Here is a 12,879-nt window from a genome sequence, read left to right on the forward strand (position 1 = left end):
GTACATTCAGATAATTTTTAATGTATTTCCACTCGATTATCATTGCCGATAAAAACAAAATTATCTAAGTTTATAAAAAATCAATCCATATGCATAATAAATCTTATTTTCTGACACTTATACTATCGGGGCTGTTTTTATGTGGTAGCGGACAGACCAAGTTCCAGCCCCAAGACACCGAGTTCTATGAGCCTAAAATCCGCACCGTCACGACCACCGCCAATCAGGCACCGAGCGATGCAATTACACTTTTCGATGGCACGGATCTTTCGCAATGGAGTAGTGAAAATGACAGCACAAAAGAAGCCAATTGGCAAATCGAAAAAGGGATTCTACAGGTGAGACCACGAACAGGAAACATTCGTACCAAGGAAAATTTTGAAGATTTTCAACTACATATCGAGTGGAAAAGTCCCGATGTAATCAAAGGCGAAGGGCAAGGACGAGGAAACAGTGGTATTTTCCTACAAGGATACTACGAAATTCAGGTTTTAGACAATTACAACAACCCAACCTATGTAAACGGGCAAGCAGGCTCGCTCTACAAGCAACAACCTCCTTTGGTCACCGCAGTGAAAAATCCCGGAGAATGGCACAGCTACGACATCTTATACACAGCACCCCGTTATAATAGTGACGGCATTCGGATCCAAAAAGGTAGCGTCACGGTAATCCACAACGGTGTTCTCGTCCAATACAATACAGAGATAGCCGGAACCACAGAATACATTGGAATGCCAAAGGTCGTTGCGCATGGTGCCGGCCCCATCGTATTGCAAGATCATGGCGACTTGGTGCAGTTTCGGAATATCTGGCTACGGAAACTATAAAACCGGAATAATTCTTAATTTCGTTCAGATTTTTAAAAGAATATATGAATAAACTCTTAATCCTGTTTTTAATAGGTCCAAGCATAGCCTATAGCCAACGAAACTTCACGATAGATGAAACCGTTTACGGTCCGGGAAAATTTTCTCCAAAAACATTAATAGCACAAAAATGGATGCACACGGAAGATGCATTCACACATCTTGATAGTACATACCAGAACTTGGTTATCCGCTCCTCTAAAGGAAATTGGTCGCCACAGAACATAGTTGCAACAGGCCAAATCCAGTCGGCCGTTACCTCCATTCTACCCAAAGAAAAAATTGAACTGAAATACATTCCTTTCGACTACTCCTGGACAGGAGATCAGGTATTATCCTTTTCCACGCAGGGAGCGAACAACTCGTATGTAATCGAGTACAATACCAAATCCCAAAAAGCTACAGTAAAAAGCAGTGTTCCTTCCGGCGTGTCCAATACAGAATACGGAAATGACGGCGGTAGCATAGCCTATCTGGTAGGCAATAACATTGAAATCATAGATGGAGCCGGAAGAAAGGTACAAGTAACAAAGGACACGGTAGATGGCTTTGTGAACGGAAGTGATTACACACATCGACAAGAATTTGGCATTAACAAAGGGATGTGGTGGAGCCCCGACAACAAAAAGCTACTGTACTACCGAAAAGATGAAACAATGGTATCTAAGTATCCTCTTCCGCAATGGGATTCACGCGTGGCAACTGTAAAAGACATCCGGTATCCGATGGCCGGAATGAAGAGTGAAGAAGTGACTCTTGTTATCTTCGACACGGATAAAAACGAACACATCACCCTGCAGACCGGAGAACCCAAAGAACAATATCTTACCATCGTCACCTGGGATCCAACCGGTCAGTTCATCTATGTTGGAGTATTAAATCGCGGGCAGGATCACTTAAAACTCAACCAGTACAACGCCAATACCGGAGCGTTTGTAAAAACACTATTTGAAGAGAAATCTTCCACTTGGGTTGAGCCTCAGCATCCGCTTACTTTTCTTCCAAAAAACAACACACAGTTTCTCTATCAAACCGATAAAGATGGCTACAACCAATTGTACCTCTATAATACAGACGGAACATTAGTCAGACACCTAGGGCATCAAGACATTATCGTCACCGATCTAAAAGGATTTGACGCTAAAAGCCAAAAGGCCTACTATGTAGGAGCAGCGAAGAACGGATTGGAAAGACATCTATTTGAAGTGGAGTTAAAATCGGGCAAAACTACCCAATTGACAACAGCAAATGGTGTACATCAAGCGTCAGTGAGCTCGAGCGGCAATTTTATTTTAGATCAGTATAGCAATTTAAATACACCAAATGTCGTTCAGGTTATTCAAACGAAAGACAAAAAGGAGCTCCCTATTATTAAGGCAGACAATCCATTTGTCGGAAAAATAAACCTACCCCACATTGAATTCAAAGAGTTCATCTCTCCGGATGGCAAGACACCCTTAAATGCAAGGATCACTTACCCGCTGAATTTTGATAAGACAAAAAAATACCCTGTTATGGTCTACCTATACGGGGGATCACATGCACAATTAGTTACCGATAGGTGGCTTGGAGGTGTAGGATATTTTGATCTCTACATGGCACAGAATGGATATGTCGTATTCACCTTAGACAATAGAGGATCGGATGCAAGAGGAAGAGATTTTACCCGTGTCACACACCGCAACCTGGGCGAAGCCGAGATGGAAGACCAACTAAAAGGCATCGAATACCTCAAGTCCCTCCCTTACGTAGACACGGAAAACATGGGTATATTCGGATGGAGCTATGGCGGCTATATGGCAACTTCTTTTACGACCAAGCACAACGAAACCTTTAAGGCTGCTGTCGCCGGTGGCCCAGTTATAGATTGGAAATATTATGAAGTGATGTATGGCGAGCGCTATATGGATACACCCCAGGAAAATCCTGAAGGCTACGCCGAGACTTCTCTCCTGAATAAGGCAGATCAATTAAAAGGCAATCTTTTAATTATCCACGGCGCACAAGATCCAGTAGTCGTGCAACAACATAGCATGGATTTCATTGAAAGATGCATCAAAGCGGGGAAGCAAGTGGATTACTTCCTCTACCCCAGCCATGAACACAACGTGGGCGGTAAGGATCGCATTCACCTCTATGAAAAAATAGCAAGGTATTTTGATTTACATCTTAAATAGAAAAAGCGAGCATAAGCTCGCTTTTTCTATTCCTCTCCGCACTATTATCAATTTCGATCTTGATATACCTTTATACCAGATTGCAGAAAAGCAGCATATTGATCAATAGCATAGTTTGCACCACTTGACGGCACAAGCAGCTCACCATCATTGCCCACCAACGCATATAACGGCTGAGAATTACTACCGAACTTACTGATCTGAAAGTCTGTATTCTTTTTACCAACTGTATTTATTTTCCTTCCAGTTTGTGGAGAAATATATTGTTCCGCTTCCGGAAGCTTTAAATCATGCTCATCCACATATAATTCTACTAGAATAAATTCCTGATTAATCAAATTTCTTATTTTTTGATCAGACCACACATCCGCCTCCATCTTACGACAATTGACGCAGGTCCATCCCGTAAAATCTATCATTAAGGGTTTGTTTTGCGCTTTCGCCGCAGCAAGGGCTTCCTCATAATCGTAATACGGATCAAACCCTTTAATCGTCGCCCTACTGTGAAAATGCGTATAATGTTTACGACCACTGGCATCTGCCGTATGCGTACCGCCCATGCTATGCACAGTCGAAATATCAAAATCCTGTGTACCTATCGGCGGCAAGAAAGCGGCTATTGATTTCAGTGGTGCTCCCCACATACCCGGCACCATATATACTACAAATGAAAAAACAACGATGGCCAGTATCGTTCGGGGAACGGACAAATAACTTAACGGACTATCGTGTGAAAATTTGATTTTACCAATAAGGTACAATCCCATCAATCCAAAGATGACAATCCATAACGAAAGAAACACTTCCCTATCCAATAATTGCCAATTGTACGCCAAGTCAACATTAGACAAAAATTTTAAAGCCAAGGCAAGCTCCAGGAATCCTAACACTACTTTCACACTATTGAGCCATCCACCTGACTTGGGCAGCGACTTCATCATGGAAGGAAACATGGCAAATAATACAAAAGGCACGGCCAATGCTAAAGAAAAACCGAACATACCAATTGCAGGACCTAGTCGCTCCCCTTTCGTAGCAGCTTCTACCAGCAACGTACCGATTATCGGCCCAGTACAAGAGAAGGAAACTACTGCTAGACTAGCCGACATAAAAAACAAACCTACCAAACCACCTTTGTCTGAATTAGCATCAATTTTATTGACAAAAGAACTAGGCAGGGTGATTTCAAATGCACCAAAAAAGGAAGCTGCGAAAACAACCAATAATAGAAAGAAAAGAAAATTAAAAACACCATTCGTAGAAAGTGCATTTAATGCATCGGCACCAAATGCCATGGTAATCAACATCCCTAAGGCAACATAAATAACAATAATAAATATACCATATAATAAAGCCTGAGAAACCGCCTTACCCTTACTACCTGACTTTTTAGTAAAAAAACTTACCGTCAACGGTACCATCGGAAAAATACAGGGCATCAGGAATGCCGCAAATCCGCCGATTAATCCCGCGATAAATATTGCCCACAATGATTGTTTCTCTGCCTGCTCAGTCGGCACCTGTGCAACCACCGCAGCATCACCTTCACCTTCATTGAACGACGCAGTATCAGCGCCATCGGAGAAAACCACCTCATCAGAAACATTGATCAGCCCTTCCGTATCCTGAACTCCCTCCGAAAATTCAATATCGTCAAACGAAACCAAACTATCCTCCTGCGCGAAAGCACCTCCCTGAAACAGAAAACTCACCGTTAATAAAATTTGAAAAACTATCTTCATCATAATATGCTTTTTTGGTTGATTTTATATTTTAAAAAAGAGGCACCGATCATACTCCTGATCGGATACCCCTCACACAAACAATACCTAAAAATTTGTAATTTTAGGTTGAAACAACGGTTATATATTATCGTACACCGATCAATGGTTTCTCCAGTCTACTAATCGGCAAATACCCTGTAAACGAAAGATCAGTAGACACATACCCCGGCTTAACCGGTTCTTCACGCACGAGATCAGTACTTAAATATTTTTTATTATCATCGCAGAGTAATGTTACCACTACGGCATCATCCCCAAGCTCTTCTTTTAATTTAATCGCACCGATAATATTAGCACCAGAGGAGATTCCTACAGCCAACCCCAGTTCCTTTGCTAATTTCTGCGCCATGATAATCGCATCACCGTCACAGGCTTTGATCACGTGATCTACTTCATCCAGCTTTACAATAGCAGGAATAAATTCATCTGAAATCCCCTGAATACGGTGAGAACCTACTTTATAGCCCGTCGTCAATGTCGGACTTTCCGCAGGTTCAAGTGGATGTATTCTAACAAACGGATTACTATTCCGGAGCTGCCTACCTACCCCCATCACCGTACCACCGGTACCTACTCCTGCCACAAAAGCATCTGCCGCCAGCCCGACCGACGAAAGCTGAGATACAATCTCTTTTCCTGTGGTCAATTCATGCGCCTCCACATTGAATTCATTCTCGAATTGTCTCGGCAAAAACACACCTCCCTTTGCGGCCAACTCCTCGCTTAACCTAATACTCCCAAGAAAACCTCCCTCTTCTTTACTGACTAGCTGTATATCAGCCCCCATACTTTTTATGATGTCGATACGCTCTTTACTCAGCCAATTCGGCATAATGATTTTTACCTGATGTCCCAATGCTTTACCAATCGCCGAAAAAGAAATACCCGTATTGCCGCTTGTTGCTTCCACAATCATATCCTTGGGGCTGATCTGACAGTTCATATATGCCTTATAGAGAATATATAAGGCCATACGATCCTTTATACTTCCCGTGAGATTATAGTTTTCACACTTTACGTATATCTTTCCAGCTTTCCCCTTATAGTGATACTGCAACTCCAACATAGGTGTATTACCCACCAAACACCACAAGTGTCTAAATCTACTATCCAATTCGGGAGAAAGACACTTACTTATCACTTCTTCTATCATTTGCGTTTTTATTTTAAATTACCAACACCCATTCCATTATATCGTCAACAAAATTGCAGTTTAACAAGACAATATTCAATATATACGCATATTTTCGATAATTTTTACGGAATAATTACCTTAATAAAGTAAATTATTCATAAAAAATATATAATTTAGTAGAGTACCAAGAAAAAATACATTTATGCCATTAGATGATACAGACATAAAGCTACTTCGTTTACTTCAGCAAGATGCCACACTAAGTAATAAAGAGTTGTCTTTCAAATTACACAAGTCAATAGCTGCTATTCATGAGCGGGTAAAAAAACTCAAAGTGCAAGGTTATATAAAAAGGACCGTAGCTATCGTGGATAGGCATAAGATAGGAATCGGCCTTATTTCTTTTTCGCAGGTCTTCCTTAAAGCACATACGGCCGAAGTACTAAATGAGTTTGAACGCGATGTTGCGAAGTTCCCTGAAGTAATGGAATGCTATCAAATGGCAGGATCCTATGATTTTATGCTGCGCATCGCTACGAAAGACATGGACGCCTACCACATGTTTCTCCGACATAAATTAGCAGTCTTGCCTCAGGTAAATACCGTACAAACCTATTTTGTACTCTCCGAAACTAAGAGCGAGACGGCTTATTCCATTTAAAAAAATAGCAGTATCTTCATTATTACCTTATCAAGCGATTACTAGCAATCATGCACCACCGGCCTTCTTCGGATCGAACCACCTGTTCGCATCGGCAAACTCAAAAACTAAAAAAGTCCGACTTTTCGTCAGACTTTTTTGTCGGGGTGGCAGGATTGGCTCAGCCCCCTCGGTTCCCCAACACGGCCTTGAAGCCTCCTGCCGATCGAACCACGGTTCTCATCCCGCCACAAACAAAAATAGTCCGACTTTCGTCAGACTATTTCTTTGTCGGGGTGGCAGGATTCGAACCTACGACCTCCTGCTCCCAAAGCAGGCGCGATACCGGGCTACGCTACACCCCGAAAGGTATCACTTTTTTTGTGTGGCACAAATATACAGCTAAAAATGATTTTGTCAAGCACAAAGACAAACATTCACATTAACACCCTGATTCATTGTAAAATATTTTTTTCAACGTTTCATTTACGATGTTGAAAACATATCATAATTATTTATAAAAAAAATATTTTTTTTCCTACCTTTGCAGTCGCTTCCAAAAGGGAGCGGAAAGTATTTTAAAATACATTTTTTAAATTAAAATAAAAGCTGTAATATTGCATTCCGATTTTTACAGGATGTAAATCGTTAATAATTACTCGAAATCATGGATTTAGTAAAATTTGTAGAAGAACAAGCGGTCGTAAGAAATGAAAATCCCGCTTTCAAAGCAGGAGATACCATCAGCGTTCATTATAAAATTCGCGAAGGCAATAAAGAGCGTGTTCAAGTGTATCAAGGTGTAGTACTCCAATTAAACAGCGAAGGTGCCAACGCCACTTTCACCGTTCGTAAAATTTCTAACGGCGTTGGTGTTGAACGTATTTTCCCTGTAAATTCGCCAAACATCGAAAAAATTATAGTAAATAGCTATGGTAAAGTACGTCGTGCTAAATTATTCTATTTGCGTGGTCTTACTGGTAAAGCTGCACGTATCAAAACTAGACGCGTTTAATTTTTAGTACGAAACTACTTCAAAATAAAAAAGGATGTAATCAATATTACATCCTTTTTTATTTTGAAAGTCATTATTATACCTACTTATCTAGCGAACTACCTCAGGTTTGGTCCCCATAATATCATCTATCTTTTCCATCACTTCTGTTGTCAATACGGATAAAACTTCCAAAGCCTTAAAGTTTTCCAACAGTTGGCTTTCTTTAGTTGCACCCAATATCGCAGTAGTTACGTTTGGGTTCCGAATACACCATGCAATGGATAGTGTCGACAAGGAAACGCCCAGTTCCTGTGAAAAATCACCCAATTCCCTCACTCGCAAAATCTTATCCTCCAGCAATGCCTTATCCTTCAACCATTCGTATCCCTCTAAAGACATACGTGATCCCTCAGGAATCCCGCTATTATATTTTCCGGTTAAGAGTCCCGAAGCCAACGGACTCCATATAGTAGTGCCCATCCCTATATTATCAAATATACTTAAGAATTCGGATTCCATCTTCCGCCGGTTAAACAAGTTATATTCTGGCTGTTCTACCGCAGGCCCTTCCAAGCCCAATTCCCTCGAGATCATATGTGCTTCCATAATTTCAGCCGCAGACCATTCACTTGTGCCCCAATAAAATATCTTACCTTGCTGTATCAGCGTATTCATCGTTCGCACCACTTCTTCGATCGGCACATTCTTATCTGCGCGATGACAATAATATAGATCAAGGTATTCCACCTGTAATCTTTGTAAAGCTTCATCACAGGCTTCCATTAAATGTTTTCGACTTAACCCGTGTTGGTTGGGCCTCTTACCCTCCCCCTTCCAACCAAAAAAAGCTTTACTAGAAAGCACAAAGGAACTCCTATCCCAGCCTTTCCTTTTCAATATTCTTCCCATCATTTCTTCCGACTTACCGGCGGAATACACTTCGGCATTATCAAAGAAGTTGACACCATTTTCATAAGCAATAGACATTAGTCTATCATTGATATTATCGTCGGTTTGTCGCGCAAAAGTAACCCATGAACCAAATGACAGTAAACTCAATTGCAGACCGCTCCTTCCCATTCTTCTATACTCCATATCTTGAATTTTTAGTGACCTAAATTTAGTATATTAAAATTAAAGGACTAATGCTTTTATAGAAAATATTATTACAATAGATACCCTAAATCATTTAAGCGGCATCTTCAAACATTATGAATAGCATCCGAATCTAACTCTTTATTTTATAGGCGTCAATAAACCTAGAGGAGTTGCCCAGTCCTCAATAGATAAAATCGCAGAAATGCAATACATACACTAAGAATATCGGGCCTTAAAAACGAATGAACGCATTTTCATAGACGGAAAAGCGGACGAAACGATTGGGGACAAGTGCTATGGCCGTCCGATTTTGTAGATTATTATAGATTCCTCCGTCCTTCACACCCGGATGTCCCGAAATATCTTGAAAATAAATCCCGGGCTCAAAACTGCCTTTCTAAAAGAAAAAGGAGATGAACTAAGGAAAGCCATAAGGCTTTGAAAAAAACGGCATCGAAGGTATATCCCTATTCGGTGAAACAGATTTTACATCGGCCATACTAAATCTCTTGGAACCTTTCCACTAAGCAATTTTATAAAAAGATATCGCACTCGTGTATCATTCGTAAATGACAACAATATTGATTTGATTCAAAATATATCAAAAAAATACGTACCTTTGTATCCCGTACATAAGGCAGATGTTTGGAGCTCTAAAGCGCCAAACATTAGTTAAAAATCCATAATTGCTATGACTAAATATATCTTTGTTACGGGCGGCGTAACCTCGTCGTTAGGGAAAGGCATTATTGCTGCATCCTTAGCCAAACTTCTACAGGCACGTGGCTTTAAAGTAACCATTCAAAAATTCGACCCTTACATCAATATTGATCCAGGAACATTGAATCCCTACGAGCACGGGGAATGCTATGTAACCGAAGACGGTGCGGAAACAGATCTTGACTTGGGACACTACGAACGTTTTTTGAATGTACCTACTTCTCAGGCAAACAACGTCACGACAGGGCGTATCTATAAGCATGTCATCGAAAAAGAAAGAGAAGGTGCCTATTTGGGGAAAACGGTTCAAGTCATACCGCATATTACCGACGAAATCAAACGTCGCATGCAGCTTTTGGGTCAAACAGGTGAATACGACATCATAATTACCGAGTTGGGAGGAACAGTAGGCGATATCGAATCACTTCCTTTCATCGAAGCCGTGCGCCAGTTGCGTTGGGAACTAGGCAATAATGATTCGCTAGTTATCCACTTAACATTAGTTCCTTATTTGGCTGCTGCGGGCGAATTAAAAACAAAACCTACCCAACACTCTGTCAAAACTTTATTGGAATATGGTGTTCAACCCGATATTTTAGTATGCCGTACAGAGCACAAATTAACACCGGAAATTCGTAAAAAACTTGCGTTATTTTGTAACGTAAATATCAATGCGGTAGTAGAATCAATTGATGCGCGTACAATCTACGACGTTCCGTTATTAATGCTAAAAGAGCAATTGGATAAAACAGTATTATCTAAACTCAAATTATCTACCAAGAACGAACCTAATTTAGAAAACTGGAAAAATTTCTTAGGAAGATTAAAAAATCCAACAAACGAAGTCAATATTGCCTTAGTGGGCAAGTATGTTGAACTTCCGGATGCATATAAATCCATTGCGGAGGCATTTATACATGCCGGATCTGCTAACGAGACCAAAGTAAAAGTCCGATATATCGCAGCGGAAAGTATTAACGATGAAAATGTAGCCGATAAGTTAAAGAACCTAGATGGTGTTTTGGTAGCTCCCGGATTCGGAGAACGCGGACTAGATGGAAAATTATCAACGATTGAGTTCGTGCGTAAAAATAAAACACCTTTTTTTGGCATTTGTTTGGGCATGCAATGTGCCGTCATCGAGTTTGGCCGCAATGTATTAGGTCTTAAAGACGCAAACAGCTTCGAGATGAACGATAAAACAAAAAACCCTGTTATTAACTTGATGGAAGAACAAAAAAACATCAAAAATATGGGCGGCACTATGCGTTTAGGAGCTTATGACTGTGAAATCAAAAAAGGAACCAAAGCATTTGGCATTTATGGCAAAGCAAAAATTTCGGAAAGACACCGCCATCGCTATGAATTTAACAACGATTATTTAAAAGATTACGAAAAAGCAGGAATGATTGCCTCAGGCATCAATCCTGACACTGGATTGGTTGAAATAGTAGAATTAAAAGATCATCCGTTTTTCGTAGCAGGTCAATTTCACCCAGAATTAAAATCAACAGTGGCAAATCCTCACCCACTTTTTGTTAGCTTTGTAGCCGCATGTTTGGTAAATAAGAAGTAAACATTAATAAATATAAAGATATTAGAAATAAAAAATAGTAAATGGATAGAAATAATATCATAGGATTAGTACTCATTTTCGCAATTTTTGCGGGTTCATTTTACTTAATGAAACCTTCAGAACAGGAAATTAAGCAAGAACAAGTATTACAAGATTCGTTAAAAAACCTAAGGGAAGGTAACGTCGTTACCGATACCACACGTACCACTAATGCTGTAGCAACAGTAGACTCTGCGGCATTACAAAAACCTTTTGGTGCAACAAAAATTGGACAAGAACAACTTGTCAAATTGGAGAATGAATTGCTGGTAGCAGAAATTTCCACTAAAGGAGGTAAAGTAAAATCTGTACAGCTTAAGAATGAAACAAACTATAACGAAACCCCTTTGTATATTTTAGAGGGCGAAAACAACAAGTTTGGATTTATCTTCAAAGCCGATGGAGAAAACATCAATACAAACGATTTATACTTTACGGTAAGCAATCCCTCAGCCACTGCAGTAACTCTTCGACTAAATTACAATGAGAATCAATATATTGATTATACATACACTTTGCAACCTAATACCTACAACGTAGGACTTCAGGTAAACGCAGTAGGTATTCAAAATCTAGTTGATATCAAACAAAAATCGATTACGCTCAATTGGGAAGCTTCTCTTCTTCAAAAAGAACTTAATGTAAAATCGGAAAGGGAAAAATCAACTATATTCTATAAGGATTCCGAAGGTTCTGTAGACCATCTTTCCGAATCTGGAGATGATGACGAAAAAGTAGAAGAAAAAGTACAATGGATAGCGTTTAAACAGCATTTCTTTTCTGCTATTCTGTCTTCAAAACAATCTTTTGAAAATACGGAACTGAATGTAACGTTTAATACGGTCGATAGCGTAGTAAAGACGTACAAAACCTCAGCTGACTTGGTCTTTAATACACAGGGGAATAACCAGTATGATTTTAATTTCTTCTTTGGCCCCAATCAGTACAAGATCTTAAAAGCCGAAGGAAATGATTACCAAAATATTATCAATATGGGATGGGGACCTATATCGTGGATTAATAGATTCCTCACTGTTCCTCTTTTTGATTTTCTCGATGGATTCAAAATGAGTTACGGGATTGTCATCCTAATTCTAACCTTGCTGTTAAAAGGATTGATGTTTCCGTTGACCTACAAGTCTTATCTTTCGATGGCCAAAATGCGTGTCCTTAAACCGCAGCTTGATGTGATTAAAGAAAAAGTCGGTGATGATAATCCAATGCTTTTACAACAAGAGCAAATGAAACTGTACAAGCAGGCAGGAGTAAATCCCCTGGGTGGATGTCTACCAATGCTTTTACAGATGCCATTTACCTTAGCTTTTTTCTTTTTCTTCCCTAACCTGTTTGAATTGAGGGGAGAAAGTTTCTTATGGATGAAAGATTTGTCAACCTACGATGCGCCTATCACGTTCTCCCCAATTTTTGGAGTCGGTCACATCTCTTTAATGTGTATCTTAATGACATTGACCACATTATTAACCACTTGGTACAATAATGCAACTTCGGGAGCTGCTGCTAATAACCAAATGAAATATATAGGTTATGCCATGCCGTTGCTTTTCTTCTTCATGCTGAACAGTTTCCCTTCCGGATTAAATTATTATTATTTCCTCGGCGCCGTCTTTACGTTCCTAACACAGGTTCTTATTCGCTCATTCATTGATGATGACAAAATTTTAGCAAAATTAGAGAATAACAAGAAAAATCCGAAAGTTCAGAAGAAATCATCGTTCCAACAACGGATGGAAGATATGATGAGACAGCAGCAAGCTAATCAGCAAAAAAAAGTAAATAAGTAATATATATAAAAGAAAAAGGCTCTACGAGCCTTTTTCTTTTTA

9 protein-coding genes and 1 tRNA gene are annotated in these 12,879 nt (G+C 39.8%); 6 read left to right on the forward strand and 4 right to left on the reverse strand.

Annotated features, from left to right (window positions below):
• The first annotated feature begins 89 nt into the window (after window positions 1-89).
• A complete protein-coding gene (locus C4F40_RS08965) occupies window positions 90-830 on the forward strand; it encodes a 3-keto-disaccharide hydrolase (protein ID WP_196938983.1) in 741 nt (246 codons plus the stop codon).
• A gap of 44 nt (window positions 831-874) precedes the next feature.
• Window positions 875-3,046, forward strand: a complete 2,172-nt coding sequence (locus C4F40_RS08970) for a S9 family peptidase (protein WP_196938984.1) — start codon at window positions 875-877, stop codon at window positions 3,044-3,046.
• 47 nt (window positions 3,047-3,093) lie between these two features.
• Here C4F40_RS08970 and C4F40_RS08975 read toward each other — a convergent pair whose 3' ends face one another.
• Window positions 3,094-4,788, reverse strand: a complete 1,695-nt coding sequence (locus C4F40_RS08975) for a protein-disulfide reductase DsbD family protein (RefSeq protein ID WP_196939305.1) — start codon at window positions 4,786-4,788, stop codon at window positions 3,094-3,096.
• A gap of 127 nt (window positions 4,789-4,915) precedes the next feature.
• Window positions 4,916-5,983: a PLP-dependent cysteine synthase family protein gene (locus C4F40_RS08980; RefSeq protein ID WP_196938985.1), complete on the reverse strand. Its 1,068-nt coding sequence runs from the start codon at window positions 5,981-5,983 to the stop codon at window positions 4,916-4,918.
• 184 nt (window positions 5,984-6,167) lie between these two features.
• Here C4F40_RS08980 and C4F40_RS08985 point away from each other — a divergent pair, with 184 nt between their 5' ends.
• Window positions 6,168-6,626, forward strand: a complete 459-nt coding sequence (locus tag C4F40_RS08985; protein ID WP_196938986.1) for an Lrp/AsnC family transcriptional regulator — start codon at window positions 6,168-6,170, stop codon at window positions 6,624-6,626.
• 270 nt (window positions 6,627-6,896) lie between these two features.
• Here the strand turns inward: C4F40_RS08985 and C4F40_RS08990 are convergent.
• Window positions 6,897-6,970 (reverse strand) — tRNA-Pro (locus tag C4F40_RS08990).
• Between the two features lie 302 nt (window positions 6,971-7,272).
• On the opposite strand from C4F40_RS08990, the gene rplS reads away from it, so the two are divergent.
• Window positions 7,273-7,620: a 50S ribosomal protein L19 gene (rplS, locus tag C4F40_RS08995; protein ID WP_196938987.1), complete on the forward strand. Its 348-nt coding sequence runs from the start codon at window positions 7,273-7,275 to the stop codon at window positions 7,618-7,620.
• A gap of 90 nt (window positions 7,621-7,710) precedes the next feature.
• On the opposite strand, the gene C4F40_RS09000 is transcribed toward rplS, so the two are convergent.
• Window positions 7,711-8,697, reverse strand: a complete 987-nt coding sequence (locus tag C4F40_RS09000; RefSeq protein WP_196938988.1) for a potassium channel beta subunit family protein — start codon at window positions 8,695-8,697, stop codon at window positions 7,711-7,713.
• 694 nt (window positions 8,698-9,391) lie between these two features.
• Between C4F40_RS09000 and C4F40_RS09005 the strand changes: the two genes are divergently transcribed.
• Both C4F40_RS09005 and yidC read left to right on the forward strand, forming a co-directional pair.
• Window positions 9,392-10,996 (forward strand): CTP synthase, encoded by a 1,605-nt coding sequence (locus tag C4F40_RS09005; RefSeq protein WP_196938989.1) that lies wholly within the window; start codon window positions 9,392-9,394, stop codon window positions 10,994-10,996.
• A gap of 41 nt (window positions 10,997-11,037) precedes the next feature.
• Window positions 11,038-12,837, forward strand: a complete 1,800-nt coding sequence (gene yidC / locus C4F40_RS09010; RefSeq protein WP_196938990.1) for a membrane protein insertase YidC — start codon at window positions 11,038-11,040, stop codon at window positions 12,835-12,837.
• Window positions 12,838-12,879: the final 42 nt, after the last annotated feature.

The sequence above is a fragment of the Sphingobacterium pedocola genome, assembly GCF_015209965.1.
GTDB classification, from domain to species: Bacteria; Bacteroidota; Bacteroidia; order Sphingobacteriales; family Sphingobacteriaceae; genus Sphingobacterium; species Sphingobacterium pedocola.